22 protein-coding genes are annotated in these 26,134 nt (G+C 67.3%); 7 read left to right on the top strand and 15 right to left on the bottom strand.

Annotated features, from left to right (window positions below; genetic code table 11):
* The first annotated feature begins 93 nt into the window (after positions 1-93).
* The 6 genes from C8J39_RS15665 (at position 94) to C8J39_RS15640 (ending at position 6,727) form a co-directional block, all read left to right on the top strand.
* The gene (locus tag C8J39_RS15665) at positions 94-546 is read left to right on the top strand and encodes a MarR family winged helix-turn-helix transcriptional regulator (protein WP_243650194.1); all 453 of its coding nucleotides are present in this window, start codon (positions 94-96) and stop codon (positions 544-546) included.
* Complete coding sequence (locus tag C8J39_RS15660) at positions 543-2,585, top strand: FUSC family protein (RefSeq protein WP_120301315.1); 2,043 nt, start codon at positions 543-545, stop codon at positions 2,583-2,585. The genes C8J39_RS15665 and C8J39_RS15660 overlap by 4 nt, the downstream gene beginning before the upstream one ends.
* The gene (locus tag C8J39_RS15655; protein WP_056065737.1) at positions 2,582-2,788 is read left to right on the top strand and encodes a DUF1656 domain-containing protein; all 207 of its coding nucleotides are present in this window, start codon (positions 2,582-2,584) and stop codon (positions 2,786-2,788) included. Before C8J39_RS15660 ends, C8J39_RS15655 begins: the two co-directional genes overlap by 4 nt.
* Complete coding sequence (locus C8J39_RS15650; protein ID WP_120301314.1) at positions 2,785-3,687, top strand: efflux RND transporter periplasmic adaptor subunit; 903 nt, start codon at positions 2,785-2,787, stop codon at positions 3,685-3,687. The genes C8J39_RS15655 and C8J39_RS15650 overlap by 4 nt, the downstream gene beginning before the upstream one ends.
* 101 nt (positions 3,688-3,788) lie before the next feature.
* Positions 3,789-5,231 carry an efflux transporter outer membrane subunit gene (locus C8J39_RS15645; RefSeq protein ID WP_243650195.1) on the top strand — a complete coding sequence of 481 codons (1,443 nt, stop codon included), beginning with the start codon at positions 3,789-3,791 and terminating at the stop codon, positions 5,229-5,231.
* Entirely contained in the window at positions 5,228-6,727 is a 1,500-nt protein-coding gene (locus C8J39_RS15640; protein ID WP_120301403.1) for a DHA2 family efflux MFS transporter permease subunit, read from the top strand. The genes C8J39_RS15645 and C8J39_RS15640 overlap by 4 nt, the downstream gene beginning before the upstream one ends.
* An 89-nt stretch (positions 6,728-6,816) precedes the next feature.
* Here the strand turns inward: C8J39_RS15640 and mdoH are convergent, their stop codons facing one another.
* The 15 genes from mdoH to C8J39_RS15565 all read right to left on the bottom strand — a co-directional run bounded on the left by mdoH (position 6,817) and on the right by C8J39_RS15565 (position 25,111).
* On the bottom strand, positions 6,817-8,637 hold the full coding sequence (gene mdoH / locus C8J39_RS15635; RefSeq protein ID WP_243650196.1) for a glucans biosynthesis glucosyltransferase MdoH: 1,821 nt from the start codon (positions 8,635-8,637) through the stop codon (positions 6,817-6,819).
* Positions 8,637-10,130, bottom strand: coding sequence for a glucan biosynthesis protein (locus C8J39_RS15630; protein WP_120301313.1), 1,494 nt, complete (start codon positions 10,128-10,130; stop codon positions 8,637-8,639). The genes mdoH and C8J39_RS15630 overlap by 1 nt, the downstream gene beginning before the upstream one ends.
* A 90-nt stretch (positions 10,131-10,220) precedes the next feature.
* The gene (locus C8J39_RS15625; RefSeq protein ID WP_120301312.1) at positions 10,221-10,466 is read right to left on the bottom strand and encodes a hypothetical protein; all 246 of its coding nucleotides are present in this window, start codon (positions 10,464-10,466) and stop codon (positions 10,221-10,223) included.
* A 272-nt stretch (positions 10,467-10,738) separates the two neighbouring features.
* The gene (locus C8J39_RS15620) at positions 10,739-11,428 is read right to left on the bottom strand and encodes a response regulator transcription factor (RefSeq protein WP_120301311.1); all 690 of its coding nucleotides are present in this window, start codon (positions 11,426-11,428) and stop codon (positions 10,739-10,741) included.
* Positions 11,425-14,085, bottom strand: a complete 2,661-nt coding sequence (locus tag C8J39_RS15615) for a sensor histidine kinase KdpD (RefSeq protein WP_120301310.1) — start codon at positions 14,083-14,085, stop codon at positions 11,425-11,427. Before C8J39_RS15615 ends, C8J39_RS15620 begins: the two co-directional genes overlap by 4 nt.
* Positions 14,082-14,657: a potassium-transporting ATPase subunit KdpC gene (gene kdpC, locus C8J39_RS15610; protein ID WP_120301309.1), complete on the bottom strand. Its 576-nt coding sequence runs from the start codon at positions 14,655-14,657 to the stop codon at positions 14,082-14,084. The genes C8J39_RS15615 and kdpC overlap by 4 nt, the downstream gene beginning before the upstream one ends.
* A 323-nt stretch (positions 14,658-14,980) precedes the next feature.
* Positions 14,981-17,011, bottom strand: coding sequence for a potassium-transporting ATPase subunit KdpB (gene kdpB / locus C8J39_RS15605; protein WP_120301308.1), 2,031 nt, complete (start codon positions 17,009-17,011; stop codon positions 14,981-14,983).
* Between the two features lie 14 nt (positions 17,012-17,025).
* Entirely contained in the window at positions 17,026-18,729 is a 1,704-nt protein-coding gene (gene kdpA / locus C8J39_RS15600) for a potassium-transporting ATPase subunit KdpA (RefSeq protein WP_120301307.1), read from the bottom strand.
* 12 nt (positions 18,730-18,741) lie between these two features.
* Positions 18,742-18,831 (bottom strand): K(+)-transporting ATPase subunit F, encoded by a 90-nt coding sequence (gene kdpF, locus C8J39_RS15595; protein WP_055875324.1) that lies wholly within the window; start codon positions 18,829-18,831, stop codon positions 18,742-18,744.
* A gap of 113 nt (positions 18,832-18,944) precedes the next feature.
* Positions 18,945-19,793 carry a TorF family putative porin gene (locus C8J39_RS15590; RefSeq protein WP_120301306.1) on the bottom strand — a complete coding sequence of 283 codons (849 nt, stop codon included), beginning with the start codon at positions 19,791-19,793 and terminating at the stop codon, positions 18,945-18,947.
* A 294-nt stretch (positions 19,794-20,087) separates the two neighbouring features.
* Entirely contained in the window at positions 20,088-21,215 is a 1,128-nt protein-coding gene (gene nhaA, locus C8J39_RS15585) for a Na+/H+ antiporter NhaA (RefSeq protein WP_310793841.1), read from the bottom strand.
* On the bottom strand, positions 21,212-22,588 hold the full coding sequence (locus C8J39_RS15580; RefSeq protein ID WP_259457566.1) for an FAD/NAD(P)-binding protein: 1,377 nt from the start codon (positions 22,586-22,588) through the stop codon (positions 21,212-21,214). Before C8J39_RS15580 ends, nhaA begins: the two co-directional genes overlap by 4 nt.
* Positions 22,589-23,179: 591 nt before the next feature.
* Positions 23,180-23,581, bottom strand: coding sequence for a winged helix DNA-binding protein (locus C8J39_RS15575; RefSeq protein ID WP_120301303.1), 402 nt, complete (start codon positions 23,579-23,581; stop codon positions 23,180-23,182).
* A gap of 19 nt (positions 23,582-23,600) precedes the next feature.
* On the bottom strand, positions 23,601-24,059 hold the full coding sequence (locus C8J39_RS15570; RefSeq protein ID WP_132833631.1) for a hypothetical protein: 459 nt from the start codon (positions 24,057-24,059) through the stop codon (positions 23,601-23,603).
* Between the two features lie 32 nt (positions 24,060-24,091).
* On the bottom strand, positions 24,092-25,111 hold the full coding sequence (locus tag C8J39_RS15565; RefSeq protein WP_165895260.1) for a helix-turn-helix transcriptional regulator: 1,020 nt from the start codon (positions 25,109-25,111) through the stop codon (positions 24,092-24,094).
* A gap of 145 nt (positions 25,112-25,256) precedes the next feature.
* Between C8J39_RS15565 and C8J39_RS15560 the strand changes: the two genes are divergently transcribed.
* Entirely contained in the window at positions 25,257-26,132 is an 876-nt protein-coding gene (locus C8J39_RS15560; RefSeq protein ID WP_120301302.1) for an alpha/beta hydrolase, read from the top strand.
* Positions 26,133-26,134: the final 2 nt, after the last annotated feature.

Here is a 26,134-nt window from a genome sequence, read left to right as displayed (position 1 = left end):
GAGGTGCCAATCGGTTTGACTCCAAACCTAACATTTCCGTCACAAATCGATTCCGCATTGCAGCACACGCAATCGTCGTTACTTAGCACGCTAATGACTTCCGCACGTGCTACTCTCGAATCCGCCTATGCGCGCACGCTGCTTCCGCTCGCGAAGATGTGGCGGCAGGCGGCGGATCGTGCGCTTCGCGACATGAACGTGTCGGCATCGACCGGCTGGGCGCTCGTCCAGGTCGGGCGGCTCGGCGACGACGTCCGCCAGACCGACCTCGCGCAGCAACTCGACGTGACGCAGGCCTCGCTGGTCCGCTCGATCGACCAGATGACCGCGGCGGGCCTAGTCGAGCGCCGCCGCGATCCCGCCGACGCGCGCGTGAGCCGCATCCGCCTGACCGAACACGGCCGCGCGCTCGTCACCACGATCGAGGCCAAGTTCGCAAGCCTCCGCGCGGCGATGCTCGACGATGTATCCCACGACGATCTCGCCACCGCGCTGCACGTCGCGGAACGGCTTGGCGCACGCTTCATGGCGGATCGCGCGCGATGAACCTCGCTCAATTCGGCGGGAAGGAAGCGCTCTTCTCGGTCAAATGCTTCGTCGCCGCGATCCTGGCCTATTACATCGCGCTCAGGATCGGGCTGACGCGTCCCTATTGGGCGGTGACGACATCGTACATCGTCGCGCAGCCGCTGGCCGGCGCGGTGCTGTCGAAGGCCGTGTTCCGCGTCGCCGGCACGGTACTCGGCGCGGCGGCTGCGGTGGTGCTGGTGCCGAACCTGGTCAACGCACCCGAGCTTCTCTCGCTCGGCCTCGCGCTATGGCTCGGGTTATGCCTGTATATCTCGTTGCTCGACCGGACACCCCGCGCGTACCTGTTCCTGCTGGCGGGCTATACGGCGAGCATCATCGGGTTTCCGTCGGTCACGACGCCGGGTGCGGTGTTCACGATCGCCGCATTGCGCGTGCAGGAGATCACGATCGGCATTCTGTGCGGGAGCCTGATCCACGGCTTCGTCTTCCCGCAGACCGTGACCGCGACGCTGCTCGCGCGGATCGACGCGATCCTGGCCGATGCCGAGCGCTGGTCGCGAGATTCACTGGCGGGGGCCTCCGATGCCGCGCTCGACCGCGATCGTCGTCGCCTCGCGCTCGACATCAACGAGCTTCACCAGCTGTCCATCCACCTGCCGTTCGATACCGCGCGCCTGCTACCCCGTACGCGGACGCTCCGTGCATTGCAGGCAGAACTGTCGATGCTGCTGCCACTGGCGAGCGCGGTCGACGACCGGATCGTCGAACTGAAGCGCGGTGCCGATGCGCCCCGCCCCGAGGCGCTCGCGTTGATCGAGGACGTCCGCGAATGGTTGCGCGATCCGCCGCCCGTGGCGGAGCGCGGTCCGACCGCAGATGCCTTGATCGAACGGGCGCGTGTCCTCGAGCCGGTGGTGGGCGATACGCTGATCTGGCGCGATGCGTTGCGCCTCAGCCTCCTGGCGCGGCTCGGCGAACTGGTCGACGCGCACCGTAACGCGCGCGACCTGCGCGACCAGATGCGCTCGCCATCGCGTGCGCCCGTCACGCCAGCGGTCGCACGGCTGCTCGCCCGGATCGCCAAGCGACCGCTTCACCGCGATCGCGGCATCGCACTCCGCGCCGCCGCCGGCACCGTCGCGACCATCCTGCTCGGCTGCGTCTTCTGGATCGGTACGGGCTGGTCGGACGGGGCGGGCGCGGTGCTGATCGCCGGCGTGTGCTGCGCGTTGTTCGGCAACAGCGACGACCCCGCACCATCGATCCTGGCGTTCTTCTACGGCACGATCATCGGGCTGGTCATATCGGCCGTCTACGCCTTCGCTATCCTGCCGCGCGTGACCGATTTCGTGACGCTCGCCGCCGTGCTCGCACCGCCGATGCTGATCGGAGGGATGTTCCTGGCCCGCCCTGCGACCTTGCTGATGACGCTCGGCGGCTTGCTCGGAGCGTTGAACACGGTGGGCCTCAACGACCGGTTCGGCGGCAGCTTCGATGCGTTCCTCAATGGCGGCATCGCGCAGTTGATCGGCACGTTGTTCGCGGTCGTGACGGTCGGCCTGTTCCAGACGATCGGCGCGGATACCAGCGCGCGGCGACTGATCCGCGCAGGCTGGCGCGAACTGGCAGCGCGCAGCGACTCGATGAGCCGCCCCGATGCGGCGGGCTGGATCGCGCGGATGCTCGACCGCATCGGCCTGCTCGCGCCGCGCCTTGCGTTGCAGGGCGAGGATCCGGGCAAGCCGCTGCTCGACGCGCTGACCGACCTGCGGGTCGGCGTCGCGGTCGGCGAACTCAAGCAGTTGCGGATGGATGGCTCACCCGATGAGGCCGCGGTGATCACGCCGGTCCTGCGTGGTATCGGCGCGCATTACCGTGCGTTACGTCCCGATGAACCCGCGCCACCCGAACCCGATCTGCTCGCCGGAATCGACGCCGCGATGAGAGGTTTCGCGACCAGCACGCCCGATCGCCACCGCACCGGCGTGCTCGCGCTGACCTCGCTTCGCCGCAATCTCTTCCCGCAAGCGCCAGCCTACGGAGTGGCCGCATGACCGGCGAAATCTCGATCGGCGGCGTGTATCTGCCGAGCATCCTGCTGCTCGCGGTCGCCGCCGTCATCCTGACCGGCATCGCCACGCGGCTGCTTGCGTTCGCAGGCGCCTACCGCGTGGTGACGTATCGACCGCTGGTCGACCTCGCGCTGTTCATCCTCATCCTCGGGCTGCTCGCCCTGCTGACCGGACCTTCCGCATGACCCCTTCCCGCCTCAAATCGCTGTTCGCCCCGCTGGGTCGCTCGGCCGTCACGCTGATCATCGTCGCGCTCGCGGTACTGGTCGCGCTGTGGCTGTGGAAGCGGTACGAGACCGATCCGTGGACGCGCGACGGGCATATCCGCGCCGACATCGTCCGCGTGACGCCCGACGTCGCCGGCCTCGTCACGCAGGTCGCGGTGCACGACAACCAGGCGGTGAAGCCCGGCGACGTGCTGTTCGTGGTCGATCGCCCGCGCTTCCAGCTGACGCTGGCGCAGTCCGACGCGTCGATCGCGAGCGCCCGCGCGACGCTGTTGCAGGCCCGCCGCGAGGCACAGCGCGACCTTGCGCTCGGCGATCTGGTCGCGAAGGAAACGCACGAGCAGAACGTCGCCCGCGTCGCCACCGCGTCCGCCGCGCTCGCGCAGGCGCAGAGCGCGCGGTCGACGGCAGCACTGAACCTCGCGCGGACAACGGTGCGCGCTACGGTGCACGGGATCGTCACCAACCTTGACCTGCATCCGGGCGACTACATCGCGACCGGCGCGCAGGCGATGGCGCTGGTCGACACCGACTCGCTCCGCGTCGAGGGGTATTTCGAGGAGACCAAGCTCGGCAGCATCCGGGTCGGCGATCCGGTCGTCGTCCACCTGATGGGGGAACCGCAAGCGCTGCACGGCCGCGTCGACAGCATCGCCGCGGGGATCAACGACAGCGAGCGGACCAACACGACCAACCTGCTGCCGAACGTGAACCCGACCTTCAACTGGGTGAGACTGGCGCAGCGTATCCCGGTGCGGGTGAAGCTGACCAGCGTGCCGAAGGGAACGCAGCTGATCATGGGCCGCACCGCGACGGTAACGGTCCAGCCGCGCGTCGCACCGGGGACGACGGCATGATGTTCGGTCGCCATCTCACGTCGCTTAGAAACGCCCCTTCTTCCCCCCTCCCTGAAAGGGAGGGGCCGGGGGTGGGTAGGCTTCCACAAATCCGAACCGTTGTGGCACGAGCCGGCCTTCCCACCCCCAACCCCTCCCTTCCAGGGAGGGGAGCAGTTGCGGCAGCATTCGCGCTAGCCCTCGCCGCCTGCACCACCGCCGGCCCGAAATACGCCCTCCCCGAGTCCGCAGTCGTCAACCGCCCCTCCGCCCAAGGCACTTTCGACAGCGGCCACGAGAAGGCGTTCGCCAACGCCCCCCTCCCCGACCATTGGTGGCAACTCTACGGCGACGCCCGCCTCGACTCGTTCGTCACCGAAGCGCTCGCCGCCAACACCGACCTCCGCGCCGCCGACGCCAACCTGCGCCGCGCCGACGCAGTCGTCGCCGAAATCGCAGCTGGCCGCACGCTGTCGACCGTCCTCGGCGGCGGCACCTCCCTCGACCGCCCCTATACGACCGGCGGCAGCCTGCCCGGCACGCTCGACTACAACCTCGGCATCACGCTAGCCTATCCACTCGACCTGTCGGGCCGCATCCGCCGCGCGATCGAGGCGGCCCAAGGCGATGCCGAGGCAGTCGCCGCCGCGCGCGACAACGTCCGCGTCACCGTCGCCGCGGAGACCGCGCGCAGCTACGCCACCGCTTGCACCGCCAACTCGGTGCTGGCCGCGAACAACCGCATCCTCGCGCTGCAACGCCAGACGCTGAACGTGACGCAGCGCCTGCAACGCGGCGGCCGCGGCACCGCGTTCGACGTGACTCGTGCGCGCACCGCGGTCGACCAAAGCGAAGCGCTGATCCCGTCGCAGATCGCCACGCGCACCGCCGCGCTGTACCGGTTGGCGACGCTGATGGGCCGCGCCCCCGCCGATTACCCAAAGGACGTCGCGACGTGCGCGCGGCCACCCGCGCTCACCCGTCCGCTGCCGATCGGCGACGGGACCGCATTGATCCTGCGCCGCCCCGATATCCGCCAGGCCGAACGCTCGCTCGCCGCAGCGACCGCGCGGATCGGCGTGGCGACCGCCAACCTCTATCCGCAGGTCAGCCTCGGCGGGTCTGCCGGGTTTACCGGTCCCGTGTCGTCACTCGGCTCGACCAATGCGTTCCACCTTGGGCTGGGGCCGCTGATCAGCTGGAGCTTCCCCAACCGCCCGGTCATCCGCGCGCAGATCGCCCAGGCCGGCGCCACCGCGGACCAAGCCCTCGCGCAGTTCGACTCGACCACGCTCGAAGCGCTCCGCCAGACTGAGACCGCACTCTCCGCCTATGCCCGCGAAGGCGACCGCAACGCCGCGCTCCGCCGCGCGCAGTCCAGCGCCGCACGCGCTGCGGACCAGGCCGGCACGCTCTACCGCTTCGGCCGCACCGACTTCCTCTCGCTGCTGACCGCGCAAGCGGCGCTGACCACCGCGCAGGCGAACCTCGCCGCGTCCGATGCGCTGCTGGTCGATCGCCAGGTCGACGTCTTCAAGGCGCTCGGCGGGGGGTGGCAGACTTGAGGCTGCGTCGCCGCGGGCTGGCGTCGATCAACAGCGAAATCCGCGATGGCATCATGCCCGCCGCCGACACGATCGCGCGCGTCGCCAAGGACCCGGACGCGCTGCCGCACACGCCGAGCAACTACCGCGTCACCGCGCTGATCATCGCCTGCGCGCTGTTCATGGAACAGATGGATTCGACCGTGCTCGCCACCGCGCTGCCGACGATGGCACGCGATTTCGGCGTGCCCGCGACCAGCATGAGTTCGGCGCTGACCTCGTACCTGCTGGCGCTCGCGATTTTCATTCCCGCGAGCGGACGGCTCGCGGACCGGTTCGGCTCGCGGACGATCTTCCGCGCCGCGATCCTGATTTTCGTCGGCGGATCGATGCTGTGCGGCCAGGCGACCAGCCTGCCTTTCATGATGGTCGCGCGCTTCCTGCAAGGGCTCGGCGGCGCGATGATGATCCCGATCGGCCGCCTCGTCCTGCTCCGCAGCGTCGCCAAGGAGGACATGGTCCAGGCGATGTCGTGGCTCATCATGCCCGCGCTGATCGGCCCGATCCTGGGCCCCCCGGTCGGCGGCGCGATCGTCACCTATCTCGACTGGCGCTGGATCTTCTACCTAAACGTCCCGATCGGCCTGCTCGGCGTGATCCTGGTAACGCGCTTCATCGGCGAGGTCCGCGAGGACAAACCGGCGCGCTTCGACGTCCCCGGCTTCATCCTGTCGGGCGTGTCGCTCGGCTGCCTGTTGTTCGGGTTCGAGATGACCAGCCGCAACGGCGAACTGTCGCGCGCCGTCGTGCTGATCGCGGTCGGGCTGGTCGCGGGCGTCGCCTATATCCGCCACGCGAAGCATCGCAGCGATCCGATCCTCGACCTGTCGCTGATGCGGATCCCGACCTTCCGGCTGTCGGTGATCGGCGGATCGCTGACCCGCATCACGCAGGGCGCGCAGCCGTTCCTGCTGCCGATGATGCTCCAATTGGGCTTCGGGATGACCGCGGCGGCGAGCGGTGCGATCACGATCGCCGGCGCGATCGGCTCGCTGATGATGAAGAGCCTCGCACCGCGCGTGCTCAGGCGCTTCGGGTTCCGCAACAGCCTGATCGTCGGCGGACTCTGCGCGAGTTCGGGCTACGCGGTCGCCGGACTGTTTCGCCCCGACTGGCCGATCCCGGTGATCTTCGGCGTGCTGATGATCTCGGGCTTCTTCATGTCCTTCCAGTTTTCGGCGTACAACACGATCGCCTATGACGAGATTCCGTCGTCGCGAATGAGCAGCGCGACGAGCTTCTACGCGACGTTCCAGCAGTTGATGCTGTCGCTCGGCATCTGCGTGGGAGCGGCGTCGCTGCACGTAGGGATGCTGGGGACGGGCGCGACGCGGCCGGCGCTGGCGGACTTCACGCTGGCGTTCCTGGTGGTGACCGCTGTGTCAGCGTCGGCGACGATCTGGAACCGCCGGTTCGCAGTGGATGCGGGGGCGGAGTTGAGCGGGCACCGGGCTTAGATCGGTTCAAAACGCGCCGTCATCCTGACGAAAGTCAGGATCCAGAGCCAAGACCGGCGACGCTTAGTTACCCTGGGTCCTGACTTTCGTCAGGATGACGGGAGTTGGCTGGTGTGCGCCGGCAGCGAAGGCCGCGAGAGCACCGAAACGTGTTCGCCCGGCTCGACGAACATCCCGTGCGACAGCGCCCACCGCCCCGCTTTCTCGCTCGCCGTCAGCATCGTCAGGAACGGACTGAGCAAAAACCCCAGCGTCACCGGCGCGAGCCACGCCGCCGTGACCGGCGCGAACGGCGTCACGAGCAGCAACGCCACCCCCACCCCGACATGCCACCGATAGCGCGGCATAACGTCCGCCAGCGACAGTTCGTGCGCGTCACGGTTCTGCGGCGCCCAACCGGACTTCCGGCCCATCAGGATTCCCGCGAGGTCCATCGTCTGGGTCAGCGCGATCACCGGCGCCGACAGCATCGAGAACGGTACGTCGACCAGCACCGACCTGACGATCCCGCGCCGCCCGCCGAACCCCGCGCGCCGCTCTGCATTCGAGAACGCCCAGATCACGCTCAGCAGCTTCGGCCCGAACAGCAGCAGCAACGTGACGAACAGCACCTGCAACGACGTCTGCGCCTCGACGATGTTGCGCTCGCCGATCAGCGCCTGCACCACGCTCGTCGCGATCATCAGCAGCCACACCGGCGAGGTGATGAACGCCGACGCGCCCATCAGCAGTTGCAGCCGGCTGACCCAGTGGAACCCCGACGACGTCAGCAAGCTGAGATGCTGGATATTTCCCTGCGCCCAGCGCCGGTCGCGCACCGCCGCGTCGATCAGCGTCGGCGGATATTCCTCGAACGTCTCCTCGGTCATCAGCATGTGGACGCGCCAGCCGCGCCTGCGGAGCAGCGCCGCCTCAACCATGTCATGGCTCATGATGACCCCACCGAACGGCGCGCGCCCTGGCAGGTCGGGTAGCCCGCAACTCGACGCGAACGCCTCGATCCGGATCAGCGCGTTATGCCCCCAGAACGTCGCCTCCGAGCCCGACCACCAGACCAGCCCGGCGGTGGAAATCGGGCCGTACAAACGGCTCGCGAACTGCATCCAGCGCTGAAAGAACGTCACGCCATTGATCACCGCCGGCACGGTCTGAAGCAGCGCCACCGCAGGCCGCCGTTCGAGCACCTGCGCCATGCCGATGATCGTGTTGCCGCCCATCAGGCTGTCCGCGTCGAGCATCAGCATATAGCGATAGCCGCCGCCGAACCGCCGGATCCACTCCGCGACGTTGCCGGGTTTGCGCCCCACGTTCACGGTCCGGCGACGGTAATAGAGCGCGCAGTCGAGCGTCGGCGCGAGGCGCTCCCATGCCGCAATCTCGGCCGCCTCGGCCGCTTCGCCGGAGTCGCTCAGGATGAAGATGTCGAACCGGTCGGCGACACCGCCGGCGGCGATCGCGCGCGCCATCCAGGCGATCCGCTCGAACACCGCATCGATGTCCTCATTGTGGACCGGCATCAGGATAGCGGTGCGACCCGCGAGCGGTTCGGACTGGCGCGGCGTCGGGACGAACCCCGGATGCCCGCCGGTCATGAGCAGCACGAAACCGATCGCAGCATTCATGAAGCCGAACGCGATCCACGCGAACAGCGGGAAGAACAACGCAAGCAACGCCGCGTCCCAGAAGCTCAGCCCATCCGCGAGCAGCGATTCCTGCACTGCCGACGACGCCGCGGTTGCTAGCAGCCCGGTCATCAGCACGAGGAGGATGCGGCGCGCGAGCATATCGTCGGAGGATACGACCATGCCGGGGCCGGGCTCGGGTGCGGACCAGGGCGGCGGCGGACCGTCGAAACGCTGCGGGGGCATCTCGATCGGCGTTTCGCCCGGCATCATGGGAAGCGCGGGCATCAGAATATCGGGGTCAGGACGGTTTCGCTGAGCGCGCGGCCGCCACGCGTGAGGAACAGCCTGACGTCGGCGGGCCCTTGCGCATCGGGGGCCACGTCGGCGGTGACGCGCCAGCGGTTCTTCTGGCCGACGACGGGATAGGCCGCGTTGGCGAGCACCTTGCCGCGGACGACGTCGATCTTGGCGATCACGCCGCTCTGCCGGTCGAGCCCGGCAAGACCCTCACCGATGAAATCGACCACGAGCTTTCGCGCGCCCTTCACCGGCTCGGCGCCCGGTCGGCCGGCGACGCCCTGCCAGCAATCGACGACGTGCGCTGTCGCGGCGACGGCGGTCGGATCGGTCGATTTCCACGACAGCAAGTAATCGAACTGCAACCGCTCGCCCGCCTTGGCCGGCGCGGCCGGCGTCCAGAACGAGACGACATTGTCGACCGTTTCGCTGTTCGTCGGGAACGCATAAAGCATCACCGCGCCCTTGCCCCAGTCGCCCTGCGGCTGGACCCACAGGTTCGGCCGGCGATCGTAGAACGCGCCGTCGTCCTGGTAATGATCGAAGTTCCGGTCGCGCTGAATCAGCCCGAAGCCCTTGGGCGCCTGGTCGGCGAAACTGTCCAGCGTATCGTGCGGCGGGTTGTTGAGCGGGCGCCAGATGCGTTCGCCGGCGCCGGTGAGCAGCGCGAGACCGTCCGAATCGTGGATCTCGGGACGCCAGTCGACCGCGGCGGCGCGGTTGCCTTCGCCGTACCAGAACATGCTGGTCGCCGGCGCGACGCCGAGCCGCTCGATGTCTCGGCGCAGGTTGAGCACGGACGAAACCTGCTGCTCGACTCCCGCACCGGCGACGTGGCGCGACTGGATGCGGTACGCGCCGGTGACGCTGGCGCCGTCCATCAGCGCGTAGATCGTGTACGCGTCCGCGCCGGTTCGCTCGATCCAGAATTCGGTGAAGTCAGGGAATTCCTCGCGGCCCGGCAGCCCGGTGTTGATCGCGAGCCCGCGCGCGGACAGGCCATATTGGTCCTGCGCGCCGGCGGTCCGGAAATAGGATGCGCCCTGGAACGCCATCCAGTCGCTGGTCCCGCCCGGTGCCATCGCGCGGAAACCGGCGATACCCAGCGCGGCGGCATGGCCTTCCTCGGCCTCGAACAGGTCGCGCGAGAACTCGATGCGGCGCGCCTGACCGGCCTCGACGACGTTGATCGCTACCGGCATCGGCGCATAGCGACCGAGCGGGAACAGGCGGATACCGCCCGCCAGCGTCTTGTCCGCGCGGAAGCGGATGCTGCCGACCTTGTCGTAATCGATCGCGGCGGCGGCTGCGACCTTGGCGGGAGCGGCGTATGGCTTGGTGGCGAGCGTCGCGGCGCGCTGCTGGAGCGCATCCCAAGAGAACGGCTCTGCCTTGCCGGGCGCTGCACGCATCGCGGCGGCGGCCTGTGGGAGGACACCCAACAGACCCAGCGCGGTTACTACTTCGCGTCGACCGATCATGCAGAGCGCTCCCTTGTCCTCATCATGCTGCAATGCGGTAGCATAGTGACGGCGCGCGCGCGCGTCGACAGGTCCCGCCGCGGGCGCGCCTTATCGCGCGGCGCGGCGCCAGCGGGCGCTGATCCTGACCGGGTCGTGGATATGCCCACCGACGACCACCAACATCGCTCCGGCAATCGCGCAGAGGAAGCCGATCGTGGCGAGCAGAAATGCGAGTGCGCCGGTTTGCTGATGGAGACGGGCGAGCGTGTAGATCGCGGTGAAGGCGATCGCGAGCGACAGGATTCCGCTCGCGCGGAGACTGAGTTCGGTGCGGAGGCGGTGGGCGTCGGTCATGCGACACTCCAGCTATCGCCTGCGGCATAAGCGTTCGAGATTGATATCGCGGGGGAGCCATAGTGTTCACGTAGTGCGCAACCCCCGTCGTCCCGGCGAAAGCCGGGAACCCGCGCGGCAGGGGCGACCTGTTGCGGGGAGACCCCAGCTTTCGCTGGGGTGACGGTTGGGGCGGGGGTGACGAGCGGGTCGACCGCTTCCTTGTTCTCCGGCGAAGGCGGGAGCCCAGTCTGGATCCCCGGCTTCGCGGGGAAGCACACTATCTTCTCAACTCAGGCGTCGACGAGCAGCCGGTATCCAATCCCAAGTTCGTTCGCGATGACCGTGCCGACGCCCCCCGTCCCCTCCAGCTTCTGCCGCAAGTTGCGCACGACGATGCGGAGATATTCGATCCGCCGGTCGTGATCGGTCGGCCACGCCGCCTCCAGGATCCGCTGATGCGTCACCACCCGCCCCGGATGCGCCGCCAGCGCCGACAGCACGTCGAACTCCTTCCGCGTCAGATGCGCTTCCTCGTTGCCACGCCGGACGAGGCGATGCTCGAAATCGATCTCCACCCCATGCGCACGCAGGATTGTCGGCCGAGACGTCGCCTCCCCTCGACCGCGCAACGCGACCCGCAACCGCGCAAGCAGTTCTTCGGTATCGAACGGTTTCGTTACATAATCCTCGGCACCGAGATCGAGCGCGGCGACCTTCTGGTCGGTCGCCTCGCGCGCGGACACGACGAGGATGATCGGATCGCCGAGCTTCTTCAGCAGCGGCACCAGTTCGAGTCCGTCGCGGTCGGGCAACCCCAGGTCCAGCAGCACCGCAGTCAACGGCCGCCTCCCCGCAATCCGCAGCGCCTCGCGCGCGTCGACCGCCTCCTCGACACCGTATCCCGCCCGTTCCAGTGTGTTCTTCAACAACCGCCGGATATGCAGTTCGTCGTCCACTATCAGGACCGTCTGCACACTCATAGATTCGCTCCATCGGTGTCGCGGACGAGCAGCGCCACGGGGAAGCACAGGCTGAACCGGGCGCCGGTCAGGTCTTCACGGTTGCTGGCTTCGACGGTCATGCCCATCGCTTCGGCGAACGCCTTTACGATCGCAAGCCCGAGCCCGGTCCCGCCGATCGCGCGGTCGGAGCCTTCGAGGCGGCGGAACGTCTCGAACACCTCCTTCTCGCGGCCGGGTGGCAAGCCCGGCCCCTGGTCGATCACCGACAGCCGAAGCATCCCGAAGCGGTGTTCCGCGCGGACCACGATCGGCGTCCCCGGATCGGCATAGCGGCCGGCATTGTCGAGCAGGTTGAGCAGGCAATGATGCAACAGTTGCGGGTCAACGCGGACCAGAGGAAGGTTCGGCGCAACGTCGAGTTCGATCGCGTGGCCTTCGAGCACGCGTTTCGTGTCGTGCACCGCGCCCGCCACCGCGTCGGTAAGGTCGGTCGGTTCGAGCCGCAACCGGAGCGCACCCGCCTCGACCCGCGCCATGTCGAGCAGATTGCCGACGAAACGGTTTAGCCGCGCTGCCTCGGTCTCGATCGTGTCGATCAACTCTGGCGTGACGCCGCGGTGCAGTTCCGCCGCCGCCGCCATCACCGAGGTGAGCGGCGTGCGCAGGTCGTGGCTGACCGACGACAGCAACGCCTGTCGCAACCGATCGCGCTCGCGCACCGCATCGACGTCGCGCATCTCGACCTCCAGCCGCGCGCGTTCGAGCACGAGGGAGGCCTGATCGACGAGGCTCATGAGCAACGGCAACTGGTCCGACCGCACCGGATCGCCCCCCGCTTCCCGAGCCAGCCCAAGCACCGCCAGCGTCCGCTCGCCCGAGCGCAACGGCTGGAAGAACCACTCCGACGCCGCCAGCGTACTCGACCCGCGGCCCGCCGGCGCGCCAGTGTCGTAGGCCCATTGCGCGGCCGCCATCTCCATCGTCTCCAGCCGGTAGTCCGAGCCGTTCGCAGCCTGCACCGCTAGACCGGGGTCCTCCGCGACGAGGATCACGGCGCGCACGCCGAACAGCCGGCCGATCTCCTCGCAAATCGCGCGGGCGAGCGCGACCGGGTCGTTGAGCGAGGTCAGCTGGCGAAGGAATCCGGCCAGTGCTGCGTTGGTGCGCGCGCTGGCGGCGGCGATGTCGGCCTGCGCGCGCACCCGAGACGTGAGCTGGCTCGTCACGAACGCGATGCCGAGCAGCACGAGGATCGAGATCACGTTCTCGGGATTGCTGATCGTCAGCGTGCCGGTCGGCGGCAGGAAGAAGAAATTGTACGCAATCGACGAGACCACGCCTGCGAACAGCCCGGTGCGCAGGCCGAACAGGCTCGCCGCGGCCATCACCGGGAGCAGATACAACAGCGCGACGTTGCCGAGGTTGAGGATGTGGAACAGCGCGCTCGCGACGCCGGTGACCCCCGCGACCATCGCCGTCGTCCAGGCGTAGCCGGATTTGCTGCCCCATCCTCCGGTCCGCACGCGTGTGCCGCGGGGCGCGGTGGGTGGGTCCATCGGCAGGACGTGGACGGCGATCCCCGGTGACTCGCGGACCATCTGGTCGACGACCGAACCGTGACAGAGTTCGAACCATCGCGAGCGGGTGGACTTGCCGACCACCAGCTGCGTCGCGCGCGCCTCGGTGGTGAAGGTCTTAAGGCCGTCGACCACCGAAGTCGCGGGGACGGTCGCGACGTCGCCGCCGAGTTGGGTCGCGAGGTTGAAGACCGCGGCGAGCTGGCGGTGCTCGGGCTCGCCGAAGGTCTGCGCGCGGGGTGTCTCGATATACACCGCGGTCCAGGGCGCGTGCATCGCGTCGGCGATCCGCTTGGTCGCGCGGACGAGGCCGAGCGCGCCGGGCAGTTCGCTGATCGCGGCGACGATCCGCTCGCCGCCCGCCCAGGTACCGCCGACGCCCAACGCGCGGACGTGTTCGAGCATCTGCGCATCGACGGCTTGTGCGGCGCGCCGGAGCGCGAGTTCGCGCAGGGCAGACAGGTTGGACTTTGAGAAGAAGTGCGCGAGCGCTCGGGTGGCTTCGTGGGGAAGGTAGACCTTGCCCGCCTTCAGCCGCTCGATCAGTTCGTCGGGGGGAATGTCGACGACTTCGATCTCGGCCGCCTCGACGATGCTGTCGGGCACCGTCTCGCGGACGCGGACGCGCGTGAACGAGGCGACGACGTCGTTGAGGCTCTCGATGTGCTGGATGTTGATCGTCGAATAGACGTTGATGCCGGCCGCGAGCAGTTCCTCGACGTCCTGATAGCGTTTGGGGTGGCGGCTGCCGGGGGCGTTGGTATGCGCGAGTTCGTCGACGAGGACGAGCGTCGGCGCGCGTTCGAGGATCGCGTCGAGGTCCATCTCGTCGAGCGTGCGGCCTTCGTACGGGATCGTCTTTCGCGGGACGATCTCGTGCCCTCTGGTAAGCGCTTCGGTTTCGACGCGACCATGCGTCTCGACCACGCCGATAACGACGTCGACACCGGCGCGGCGACGTTCCGCGCCCTCGGAGAGCATCTCGTACGTCTTGCCGACACCCGGGGCAGCGCCGAGAAAGATCTTCAGACGGCCGCGACCCTCCTGCGACGCCTGTCGCAGAAGGGCCTCGGGGGATGGTCGCGTGTCGTCGTTCAACGCGTTGCGTCGAGGGCGCGGTTGAGAGCGAAGACGTTGACGCGTGGCTCGCCGAGGATGCCGAGCAGCGGACCGTCGAAGTTGGCGGTAACGAGCGCGCGGACCTTGTCGGCGGGCAAGCCACGGGTCCGAGCGACACGGGCAACCTGGGTATACGCCGACGCTGGCGACAGATCGGGGTCGAGACCCGAACCCGAAGCGGTGGCGAGATCGGCAGGGAGTGGACCGGTCACGCCTTCCGCGCGGCGTTTGGCGACATCGGCCTTGGTGCGATCGACGAGCACCTGACTGGTCGGGCCGTAGTTCGAGCCCGACGAGGCCAGGCCGTCATAGCCCTTGCCGGCGGCCGAGGGGCGCGTCTGGAAATAGCGGTCGGTGGTGAAGGCTTGGCCGACGACGGTCGAGCCGATCGCCTTGCCGTTGGCCATGACGAGGCTGCCGTTCGCTTGGGCGGGGAAGATGGCCTGTCCGATCCCGGTCATGGCGAGGGGATAGACGATCCCGAGCAGCAGCGCGAACAGGATCGTCATGACGAACGCCGGGCGGAGGGCGGAGGTGAAATCGGAGGTCATTTAATGCTTCCTTCTGCCGTCACCCCAGCGAACGCTGGGGCATCGTGCCGCGCACGGCGCACTTCGGGGAGAGACCCCAGCTTTCGCTGGGGTGACGATTGTGGGTTGGGTGGAGTCGGTAAGGCCCCGCCTCGAGCACATCGAAAATTGCGCCCTCCCCCTTGGCACCACCCCGGCGAAGGCCGGGGTCCAATTGGGCAACCTCGCCAACTTGCGTTGCGCTTCGTTACCACGACCTTTCCACTTGGGCCCCAGCCTTCGCCGGGGTGCTGCTGGGGGTTGGTGTGAGCGTCCTCGCGTGCGCCAGGGGTTGGTCTCGGTCATCAGGCCAGGCCCAGCACACCGACCAAGAGGTCGATCAGCTTGATCCCGACGAACGGCGCGATCAGCCCCCCCAGACCATACACCGCCAGATTCCGCGCGAGCAGCGGCCCCGCTGCCATCGGCTTGTACGCCACCCCCTTCAACGCAAGCGGCACCAGCATCGGGATGATGATCGCGTTGAAGATGATCGCCGACAGGATCGCGCTTTCGGGCGAACCCAGCCGCATCACGTTCAGCACACCGAGCCCCGGATAGAGCGCGACGAACATCGCCGGGATGATCGCGAAATACTTCGCCACGTCGTTCGCCACCGAGAAAGTCGTCAGCGCACCGCGGGTCATCAGCAGCTGTTTGCCGAGGCCGACGATCTCGATCAGCTTGGTCGGATCACTGTCGAGGTCGACCATGTTGCCCGCCTCGCGCGCGGCCTGCGTACCGGTGTTCATCGCCACGCCGACATCAGCCTGGGCGAGCGCGGGTGCGTCGTTGGTGCCGTCGCCGCACATCGCGACCAGCCTGCCCCCCTGTTGTTCCTTGCGGATCAGGTCGAGCTTGTCCTCCGGCGTCGCCTGCGCGAGGAAATCGTCGACGCCCGCTTCGGCGGCGATCGCGGCGGCGGTGAGCGGGTTGTCGCCGGTGATCATCACCGTGCGGATGCCCATCGCGCGGAGTTCACCGAAGCGCTCGCGGATGCCAGCCTTCACGACGTCCTTGAGGAAGATCGCGCCGAGCAACCGGCCGTCGCGGGCGACCGCCAGCGGCGTGCCGCCGGCGCGGGCGATCTCGTCGGTGATGCGGCGCAGTTCGGTCGCGGCGGCGGTTGCCCCTGCCCCCGGATTGGCCTTCAAAATCGAGTCCACCGCACCCTTCTGGATCAGCGAGCCACCGACGATCACACCCGAAATCCGGGTCTGCGCGGTGAATGGAATGACCTCCGCATCGCCCGGCAGTTCGCTGGTCGTCACGCCGAACTTTTCGCGCGCGAGGACGACGATCGAGCGGCCCTCGGGTGTTTCGTCGGCGAGGCTGGCAAGCAACGCCGCCTCGGCAAGGTCCTCGTCACGCGTACCACCGACACTCCGGAACTCGCTCGCCTGACGATCGCCGATCGTGATCGTGCCGGTCTTGTCGAGCAGCAGCACGTCGATATCGCCCGCCGCCTCGACCGCACGGCCGGACTTGGCCAGCACGTTGAAGCGCACCAGACGGTCCATGCCCGCGATACCGATCGCCGACAGCAGCGCCGCGATCGTCGTCGGGATCAGCGTGATCAGGAGCGCCGCGAGGATCGCGACCGGCACACGGCCGCCCGCATAGCTCGCGAAACCGGGGATCGTGCCGACCGCGATCAGGAAGATGATCGTCAGGCCGACGAGCAGCAACGTCAGCGCGATCTCGTTCGGCGTCTTCTGCCGCTCGGCGCCCTCGACGAGCGCGATCATGCGGTCGAGAAAGCCTTCGCCGGGATTGGCCGTGACCTTCACACGGATCTCGTCGGAGATGACGCGCGTACCTGCGGTGACGGCGGATCGATCGCCGCCCGCCTCGCGGATCACCGGTGCGCTCTCGCCGGTGATGGCGGCCTCGTTGACCGAGGCGACGCCCCAGACGACTTCGCCGTCCGCGGGGATCAGGTCGCCCATCGTCACCAGGACGATGTCGCCCGCGCGGAGCATGCTAGCGGGGACGGACTCGACTTGATCCCCCTTCATGCGGCGCGCGGTCAGTTCGGCCTTGGTTGCGCGCAACGACGCGGCCTGCGCCTTGCCGCGGCCTTCGGCGAGCGCTTCGGCGAAGGTGCCGAACAGCACGGTCAGCCACAGCCAGATCACCAGCTGGATCTTGAAGCCGACCGACAGCCCGTCGCCGCCGACGTTGACGAGGATCGTCAACAGCGTGGCGACACAGGCGGTGACGAACATCACCGGGTTGCGGATCAACTGCCGCGGATCGAGCTTGCGGAAAGCGTCGCCGATCGCGGGAACGATCAAGTCCGCTGTGAACAGCGACTTGGTAGGGGTGCGTGCCATTTTGGCTTGTCCCGTCAGAAGGTTTTGCCGCTGATCATCGCGAGATGATCGGCGATGGGACCGAGCGCGAGGCTCGGCAGGAAGGTCAGGCCACCGATGATCAGGATGATCCCGACCAGCAGGCCGACCCACAGGCCACCCGTCGTCGGGAACGAGCCTGCGCTCTCCGGCGTGTACTTCTTGGCCGCGAGACCACCGGCTATGGCGAGCATCGGCACGATGATGAAGAAGCGCCCGAGCCACATCGCGACCCCCAGCAGACCGTTGTAATACGGCGTGTTGGCGGTGAGCCCGGCAAAGGCCGACCCGTTGTTACCAACCGCGCTGGTGAACGCGTAGAGGATCTCGCTGAACCCGTGCGGACCCTTGTTGAGCGGCCCTGCGAGCCCGTCGGGCAGCACGGCACTGAGCGCGGTAAAGCCGAGGATGACGAGCGGCAGGATGGCGATCGCCAGCACCGCCAGTTTCACTTCGCGCGATTCGATCTTCTTGCCGACATATTCGGGCGTCCGGCCGACCATCAGACCCGCGACGAACACTGCGAGGATGGCGAACAGCAGGAAGCCGTAGATGCCTGCGCCGACGCCGCCGATGACGACTTCGCCGAGCTGGATGTTGAGCAGCGGGATCATGCCGCCCAGCGCCGTGAAGCTGTCGTGCATGCTGTTGACCGCACCGCACGACGCGGCCGTGGTGACGACCGAGAACAGGGCCGACGCGGCGATCCCGAAGCGGACCTCCTTGCCTTCCATGTTGCCGCCCGCCACGCCGATGTTGTGAAGGATCGGGTTGCCCGCGGCTTCCTGCCAATAGGTGACGGTGACGCCGGCGAGGAACAGCACGAGCATCGCCGAGAGGATCGCCCAGCCCTGTTTCGTGTTGCCGACGGCCTTGCCGAACGTCCAGGTCAGGCCGAAGCCGATGACGAAGATCGACAGCATCTGCACGAGGTTGACGAGCGCGGTCGGGTTTTCGAACGGATGCGCCGAGTTCGCGTTGAAGAAGCCACCACCATTGGTGCCGAGCATCTTGATCGCCTCCTGGCTCGCCACCGGCCCGAGCGTCAGCGTCTGCTTCAGCCCTTCGAGGGTCGTCATGTCGACCGTGCCGGCCATCGTCTGCGGCACGCCGCTGGCGATGTAGAAGAGCGTCACGACGACGCAAATCGGCAGCAGCAAGTACAGCGTCACGCGCGTAACATCGGCCCAGAAATTGCCGATCGTCGCGCTCGAGCGCCGCGCGAACCCGCGGAACAGCGCGAACGCCAGCGCGATGCCGGTCGCGGCCGACAGGAAGTTGTGGATCGTCAGGCCGAACATCTGGCTGAAGTTCGACATGGTGGATTCACCACCATAGCTCTGCCAGTTGGTGTTCGTCGTGAAGCTGATCGCGGTGTTGAACGCGAGATGGGGGCTGAGTCCCGCCAAGCCCTGCGGATTGCCCGGCAACACGCCCTGCAGACGCAGCACTGCGTAGGTCAGCGCCATCAGCATCGCGTTGAACATGATCATGTGCAGCGCGTAACGGCGCCAGCCCTGCTCCTGTTTCGGATCGATGCCGCTGAGCTTGTAGAAGCCGGTCTCGACCGGGCCGAGGATTGCGTGGATCGGGGTGCGGCGGCCTTCGTACAACGCGAACAGCCACAGGCCGACGGGTTTGGTCAACGCCAGCAGGATGCCGACGAAGCCCAGGATGAGGATCCATCCTTCGAATGTCATGAGGACGCGCTCCTAAAAGCGTTCGGGACGGATGAGCACCGCCACGAGATAGAAAAGCAGCCCGAGCGCGACGATCGCGGCGAGCCAGAGGTCGAGGGTCATGATGGTGTCCTCATGGGCTCAGGCGTTGTCGCACAGGCGGACATAGGCGAGCGTCGCCGCCACCAGTCCGACCATGAACGCTATCCAGAGTAGATCCTGCATCGGTCGATCCTTCAGAAGGCGGCGGTGAGCGAGGCGACGATCGTGCCGTCGGCGATCGATCCGGTTCCGTCCTGGCCGCGGGAGAAGCTCGGCTGGAGATACGCTGCACTGCGACGCGTGATGTCGGTGTCGACATAGCTCAGGTTGAAAGTGAGGTTTCGATACGTAGTGTCCGCACCGAGCGACCAATCCCAATAGTCGCCGGTCGGCGCCGCGCTGGTCGCGTTGGGGCCGAGGCCGTCATTGCCCCAGCTATGGCCGATATGCGCCTTGGCGGTGATCGGCGTACCGGCAATCGCGAACGCGCCGTCGCCGGTCAGGTAGAGGTTGTCCTCCTTGTCGCCCGCGTCGGTATAGACGCCAGCGGCGGCATCGGCGCCGGTGCGATACCATTTGCCCAGCGCCTGCTGCTTCGGCGCATAGAACGCGCTCGCGGTCAGCGTCGCCGGGCCGGTCGTGCCGCTGAGCTTCACATAAGGCTCGGCGTAATCGGTTTTCGAGGCACCGCCCGGATACATGTACCAGGTCAGGCCGACGTCGATCGTCGCGTTGTCCGCGAGCTTGTGCTTGTAGCCGCCGATCAGGTCGAGCTCCATGTTCGAGCCGCCGAACGTGCCCCAGCCGGACAGGTTAGAGCCCCATGCGCCGACGTAGATCCCGCTCTCATGCGCGATCGTCAGCCCGCCCTGGATCGCGCCGTCCTTGTCCGACTGCGACACGCCGCGCAGGCGATAGTCGGTCGCGAGCGTCACCGAACCGGAGACGGTCACGGGAGACGGCGGCGCGGTGTCCTGTGCGAGCGCGGGCGTGGCGAAGCCGGTCAGGATACCGGCGGCGGCGACGAAACGAAGAATGTGCATTGTGGTCCCCATGCGCGGGCCGCCGAAAGGATGGCGGTTCGCGAGGACTGGCAATTAGGCTCCGGAGACGTAGCAATTCGAGATCGATTGCCGGGCTTGCGCGTATGTTTGGCGTAGTATTGTCGGAATTATTGTCAGCTACCGTACTGGCCGAGATGCACCACCCCGGCGGAGGCCGGGGCTGAGGTGGAAAGGTCGCTGTGGCAAAGCGCACCCGCCGATAGCATCGTTGCCCAACTGGGCCCCGACCTTCATCGGGGTGGTGCCTGCCCAGTGCCGATCAGCATCACTGGCTCACTGTGCTGTGCGGTGAAGAATCAGCCAGCCGGCAACGCCCGACAGGATCGAGCCCGCGAACACGCCGATCTTCACCGCGTCCATAGCGTGTGGTGCGCCGGCGAAGGCGAGCCCGCCGATGAACAGGCTCATCGTGAAGCCGATCCCGCACAGCACCGCCATGCCGTACACCTGCGTCCAGTTCGCGTTCCTGGGCGCCTCGGCCAGCCGGAACGTCACGAGCCCCCGGATCGTCGCGAAGATGCCGATCTGCTTGCCGAGGAACAGTCCCAGCATGATCCCGATCGGCAGCGGCGCGATCACGTCCGCCGCCACCATCCTGCCGAACGCGATACCCGCATTGGCGAACCCGAACGCCGGCACGATCAGGAAACTCGACCAGGGCTGGAGCGCGTGTTCGAGACGTTTCAGCGGCGGCTGGCCGTCCCCCGTCCGTAGCGGGATCGTCATCGCGACCGCCACGCCCGCGAGCGTCGCATGCACACCCGACAACAAGACGCCGTACCAGATGCCGACACCGATCAGCAGATACGGCACCAGCGAGCGCACGCCCGACAGGTTCAGGATGACGAGTACGCCGAGCCCCACACCCGCGCCAAGCAACGGCAGCAACGCGATGTGGCCGGTATAGAACACCGCGATGACGAGGATCGCGAGCAGATCGTCGATCACCGCGATCGCCGTCAGCAGAACCTTCAGCGAGGTCGGCACACGCGAGCCGAGCAGCGCGAGGATGCCGAGTGCGAACGCGATGTCGGTCGCCGCCGGGATCGCCCAACCGCGCAGATTGGCGGGCGTACCCGTGTTGACGAGCACATAGAGGGCCGCCGGCACCGCCATGCCCGCGAGCGCCGCCGCACCGGGCATGATCCGCTCGCCCCAGGTCGAGAGATGCCCCGAGACGAACTCGCTCTTCACCTCCAGCCCAATCAGCAGGAAGAACAGCGCCATCGCGCCGTCGTCGATCCAGTGATGGACGCTCATCCCGCCGACTGCGTGGTGCAACGTCGCGAAGTACGTTGACGCGAGCGGTGAATTTGCAACGATCAGTGCCGCTATCGCCGCCGCGAGCAGCACGATGGCGCCCGCCGCATCACCCGAGAAAAAGCGCCGGATCGCGGTCAAAGGCCCTCGCCCCCGACCCATTGCGCGTTGGACAGGCGGCGCGCGAGATCCCAGCTCTGGACGCGGATATCGGGTACCGCGACGACTTCCCACAATCCGCCGCGGGTCATCGGCCCGATGCAGTGGATCCGGTCGTCGGGCGTCCCATCGGCACGGATCGTGCGTGACTGCGCATCGACGTCGACGCCGAGCCGAAGCGGATCGGGGCGGATCGCACCGGCCGCGAGCAGGTGCTTCACGAGCGGCTCTTCCGACCGCAACAGGTCGCCCTGCGGTCCGGTGCAATTGACGATCCGCGCGGCGCGCGTGACGACCGGGTCGGTCTCGGCGCGTGGCCGCCATGTCAGCTTCGCCTGCGTCCCGTCGGCGTCGGCAGATACGATCTTTCCCGCTGCGAAGCTCAGCCGCCCGGTCGCGACGAGCGCCTCGACACGGTCCGCAACCGCAGGCGCCAGGCGGTGGCGATGGACGTCCCAATAGGGCCGCAAATGGCGAAGGAAGCGTCCGCGCACTTCCTTCGAAGCCGCCGACCACAGCATCTGCGTCACCGGACGAAGCTCATCGACTGCGCAGCGCCAGCCCTCCTCCGCGGCACGAGCGCGGACATGGCGGACGAGATCGGTCAGCCCACCCTGCGGCTTGTCCGAACCCCCGCGGTGCGCCGGCGCGCCATCGACATGCCGTCGCGGCGACAACCCGCGTCGCGACATCGCCAGGATATTCCCGGCGAACCCCTGCGCATCGAGCAGCAACGCCGCGTCGATCGCGGTCAGCCCGGTGCCGACCAGCACGACGGTGTCGTCCGCACCCAGCCCCTCGGCGAGGTTGGCCGCCCACGGGTCCGCGTAATAGACACCGGCCGGCAGCGCGTCCGGCTTCAACCCCGGCGGCGTGTGCGGCGGCAAATTGCCGAGCGCGAGCACCGCGGTGTCGGCTGCGATCTTGCGCCCATCCGCCATCGTCAGCGCCACGCCGTCGCCTTCGACCGGATCGATCGCGCAGACCTCGCCTTCTACATGCACCAGCCGGCCGTCCGATTCCGCGATCGCCGCATCGAGCAGTTCGCGCAGATACGCGCCATACGTCGTGCGCGGGACGAAGGTCTTGCGGTCGCCCTTGCCGTGCGCCTCCAGCCAGCGGACGAAGTGATCGGGATCGTCGGGCAGCGCACTCATGTTGCCGGCACGGACGTTCAACAGGTGATCGGGATGCGCGGCACTATACGCGACGCCCCGCGCGAGCTGCCGATCACGCCGCTCGATCAACGTCACGCGCGGCCCCTCGTGCCGCATCAGATTGACCGCGAACAGCGCGCCGGAGAACCCGCCCCCGACGACCACGACATGATCCTCGGGCCCCGCAATGCGCGGCATCGTCGCTCGGTCGTCCATCTGCTAGCTCACCTCGTTAGACGTGGACGCCATGCCCCATCGGCGGCGACTAGCCTACCCCCGAGCTACATCACCGCCTTCCAACCGGTCACATTGCTCTCTGTCCGGTTCGCGCGTTCCGAGCCAATACACCACCACGCGATATCTGGCATTCCCACTGCAAGCTGAGCATGGTTGCGCATGAGCACGGCGCGTGCGCGGCCGGTGCTGACGCAAAATGCGATCCTATACCGATCCTCCTTCTGCCGCACGCTTCCTGTTGACGGGCACGCGCCTGACGTCGGCACTCATGAAGCAGGCGAAGGCCGATACGCTCGCGACGCGCGACCGAAACGGAAGCCCTGTCGCGATCGAGGCATATGCGCCGAACATCGTCCGGATCACCATTTCGCTCGATCGCGCACTGGCCGATGCGCCATTAGGCGAAGATCCCGACACCAGGTCAGACGCGACCGGCTGGGCGCACCGCACAGATCGTGACGCCGCGCCAGCCGGCGGCGTCACACTAGGGCTCGACGAAGGGCAGGTTCGGTCTCTTTGGAGGCGACCTGCCCTTCACGTTTTCCTGCCCAGCTACGCGTCGATCAGGCGACCCAGGAGGTTCGTCATGCGCAATCTACCGAGCGCCGTGAGCTGGACGTGCGAGCGACGACCGTCACGCGCATCGCGAATGCGTTCGACCAGATCCGCATCCTGCAACATCGTCAGATAGCGTAGCGCGGTGGCCGACGGCGCGCGAGCGCCGATGCAGACCGCCGAGACGCTCAGCCGGCGCTGCTCGTGTTCCGAAATGAACAGGTCGAGCAGGATGTCCCAGGCAGGTTCCGAGAACAGCGCGTCGCCGAGCATCGCATCCCGGACCTTGCGGAGTTCGTACAGCCGCCGCGCCATATCGACCAGAACGGTGTCGGGTACGGCGAACGACGCCGAGAGCTTGGCAATGTTGATCGGCGTTACGGCAAGTGCGTAAGTCATAAACGTCTTCCGAATTCGCTTATCGGATCGTGCGGTCCTGGCGACTCCAGTCGAGATCCCAGCCCTGGGCTTGGATCCGTCGCGAATGCCTGACCGTCCCGATCACGAGAAGCAGAACGATGGGATAGCTCCAGACGGCAGAGAGGACGGCGTAGACGAGGCGGATGACATCGGGGCTGATCGCCTTGGCCAGATGAGCCCCCGTCCCCAACGCATGGAGCGCGGTGACCCAGGCTGGCCAGAAGCGATCGGCATGCAACGTGATCATGATCATCACGACGAGCAGGATCAGGTCGACGACCATGACACCGACCTCCATTCCGGCGAACAATACCGGGATGTCGCGCTGGATAACGCTGGTGGAGAGCGCTGCCAGCAACAGGGCCAGGCCCGTCAACCGCTCCGGTGCCCCGCCCCGCAGGAGCGCGTAGCCGGACGCGGTCAACTGTATCGCGTAGAACACCCAGACCCGATCCAACTCTTATCTCCGCAGGACCGTCAGTCGGTCGTTCAGGCGACCGCGGCCAGATGGACCGGGGCCAAGTGGGCCGGGGCGTCGAATTCGGTCGCAACCCGCAGTGCGCCCTCGTTCGGCGGGCATTCCGCCGTGTCACCGTACCCGTAGAACTGGCCGAGCCCGATCTCGGTACGGACATCGACCAGTGCGCGGTGCGCTTCGATGAAGCGCTGTCGGACGGCGACCATCTCGAACGACGCCTGCGAGACCATCTGCAACGCCGCGGCGCCGGTGCCGAGCGGCAGGTTCGCGGCGACGCGTTGCTGCATCAGCGTCGCCATGCATGAAGCGGTGAGCATCGCGGCCTTGTCGACCGCGGCCTCTGCTTCGAGAAAGTCATTGGCTACCCTGTCGGCAGCGCGGCGGCGTTCTCTCAACATCGAAATTCCTCCCCTGGGCACCGACGTTGCGGTGCCGTGTACGGGAGCGCTCTGATCTCGGTTCGAGCGTAACAGCGTCGTCAACGTCATCGCCATGTTGACGACCGCCATCGACGTGACGGCGATCAGTCCCATGAGTGCGAGCAGTCGATATATCCTGTTGCCGATCGAAAACCGATTGCGCGCCACCCCCGTAGATCCGCTGCCACCGGATAGCCCGAGGAAGCGGCGAACAAGCCCCCACGGCTCGATCTGATCGCTGTTTGCGGGCTTGGAGGCGGCAGAGGGAACGTCGAATGGTTCGGATGGTAGCCGTTCGTATGTGGCATACTGTTCGGCATGCAACGCTGGCTCGGTGACGGTGGCGGCGATAGCGGCGGGGTCGGACGGAAGCCGGTCGCGAACGAGAACGCCGTCGTCGGTCTCGCCGCGCTCATGCTCCTGCAACCGACGCGCCGCCTCGAACCGCGTCCCGACGCCGAGGATCTGGATCGCACGCTCGATCCGCTTGTCGATCGCGGACGGCGACACGCCGAAAATCAGCGCGATCTCCTTCGAGTTGTGATGGGTCAGTACGAGCCGGAGACAGGCGCGTTGGGCTTCGGTCAACTGATCGATGCGTCCTGCGGTCATGGCGTGATGGTAGCGTGAAGCAGCGCCCGTTGCACCCTTTGCGTGGGGTGCAAGCAAACTGAATTGCAAACCGTTGAATTGGAAGGAAGTCCTGGTGCCCGGTCGGCGCGCCGCATCTACAATTCGCTTAAACAGGGAGGGTGCGATGATCGACGCTGCGGCGCGCGGCAGGCGAGGTCTGCGCGAACGGAAGATATCGCGTCGCCGGCGTGGCCCATTCCCACTCGTCGCGGCGATCGTCATGTCTGCGGCGCTCGCCGGTTGCGTCAATCCGGTCGGCCGCTCGCTGTACCAGCCTGCGCCACTTGCAGCGACACCGGCGTGGACCGGACGTACTCCTCTATCGGTCGAGGCGGTAGCGGCGGACGGCGCACGACTGAAGGGTTGGTTCTGGCCACCCGAAACCCCGACGGGTCCGGTGCTCGTCTACTTGCCGGGACGCGCTGGCAATCGTGATGTCGCCGCGAATGCCGCGCAAGCCTTCGCCCGTGACGGCCGCGGCGTAATTGTTGCATCGTATCGCGGTTATGGCGACAATACGGGCGTTCCCGACGAACAGGGGCTGTATCAGGATGGTCGTGCGTTCGTCGACCTGGCGAAACGGCTGGTGCCTGACGGCAAGCGGTTCGTGTTCGGCGACGGACTAGGCGCCGCGGTGGCATTGCATGCGGCAGCGGAAGGCTCGGCCGGAGCGAGCATTGACGGGGTCGTGACGCTGGGCGCGTTCGACTCTTTTGCGCGGTTCGTGCCGAGCGTCGCGCGGGGGTTGTATGCGGATGCGTTCGACAACGTTGCGGCAATCCGGCGAGTGACGGTGCCGGTGCTGCTGATGCATGGTCGCAAGGATGAGGTCGTGCCGTTCACCGCGGCGGAGCGGTTGTGCGCGGCGGCTGGTGGGAAGGCGTTGGTGGTACCGATCGACGGCGAGGCGTATCATAGCTTCGACTTGAGCCACATCGCGCCGGTGGTGTGGCGAGCGCTGGACCAGATCGCGGCGGACGAAGCGGCGGCAGCGAAGTAGCG

The sequence above is a fragment of the Sphingomonas sp. PP-CC-1A-547 genome (genome assembly GCF_003610375.1).
Taxonomy (GTDB): Bacteria; Pseudomonadota; Alphaproteobacteria; order Sphingomonadales; family Sphingomonadaceae; genus Sphingomonas.
This window is presented reverse-complemented; position numbering and strand designations above follow the sequence as displayed.

What these genes read in the sequence shown, in the direction of transcription:
- C8J39_RS15660 (WP_120301315.1), top strand. Translation starts at nt 543, where the DNA reads ATGAACCTCGCTCAATTCGGCGGGAAGGAAGCGCTCTTCTCGGTCAAA.
- C8J39_RS15560 (WP_120301302.1), top strand. Translation starts at nt 25,257, where the DNA reads ATGATCGACGCTGCGGCGCGCGGCAGGCGAGGTCTGCGCGAACGGAAG.
- C8J39_RS15590 (WP_120301306.1), bottom strand. Translation starts at nt 19,793, where the DNA reads ATGCACATTCTTCGTTTCGTCGCCGCCGCCGGTATCCTGACCGGCTTC.
- C8J39_RS15655 (WP_056065737.1), top strand. Translation starts at nt 2,582, where the DNA reads ATGACCGGCGAAATCTCGATCGGCGGCGTGTATCTGCCGAGCATCCTG.
- C8J39_RS15650 (WP_120301314.1), top strand. Translation starts at nt 2,785, where the DNA reads ATGACCCCTTCCCGCCTCAAATCGCTGTTCGCCCCGCTGGGTCGCTCG.
- C8J39_RS15580 (WP_259457566.1), bottom strand. Translation starts at nt 22,588, where the DNA reads ATGCCGCGCATTGCGGGGCCCGAGGATCATGTCGTGGTCGTCGGGGGC.
- C8J39_RS15665 (WP_243650194.1), top strand. Translation starts at nt 94, where the DNA reads ATGACTTCCGCACGTGCTACTCTCGAATCCGCCTATGCGCGCACGCTG.
- C8J39_RS15620 (WP_120301311.1), bottom strand. Translation starts at nt 11,428, where the DNA reads ATGAGTGTGCAGACGGTCCTGATAGTGGACGACGAACTGCATATCCGG.
- C8J39_RS15565 (WP_165895260.1), bottom strand. Translation starts at nt 25,111, where the DNA reads ATGACCGCAGGACGCATCGATCAGTTGACCGAAGCCCAACGCGCCTGT.
- C8J39_RS15575 (WP_120301303.1), bottom strand. Translation starts at nt 23,581, where the DNA reads ATGACTTACGCACTTGCCGTAACGCCGATCAACATTGCCAAGCTCTCG.
- kdpF (WP_055875324.1), bottom strand. Translation starts at nt 18,831, where the DNA reads ATGACCCTCGACCTCTGGCTCGCCGCGATCGTCGCGCTCGGGCTGCTT.
- C8J39_RS15630 (WP_120301313.1), bottom strand. Translation starts at nt 10,130, where the DNA reads ATGATCGGTCGACGCGAAGTAGTAACCGCGCTGGGTCTGTTGGGTGTC.
- kdpB (WP_120301308.1), bottom strand. Translation starts at nt 17,011, where the DNA reads ATGGCACGCACCCCTACCAAGTCGCTGTTCACAGCGGACTTGATCGTT.
- C8J39_RS15625 (WP_120301312.1), bottom strand. Translation starts at nt 10,466, where the DNA reads ATGACCGACGCCCACCGCCTCCGCACCGAACTCAGTCTCCGCGCGAGC.
- mdoH (WP_243650196.1), bottom strand. Translation starts at nt 8,637, where the DNA reads ATGCCCGCGCTTCCCATGATGCCGGGCGAAACGCCGATCGAGATGCCC.
- kdpA (WP_120301307.1), bottom strand. Translation starts at nt 18,729, where the DNA reads ATGACATTCGAAGGATGGATCCTCATCCTGGGCTTCGTCGGCATCCTG.
- kdpC (WP_120301309.1), bottom strand. Translation starts at nt 14,657, where the DNA reads ATGACCTCCGATTTCACCTCCGCCCTCCGCCCGGCGTTCGTCATGACG.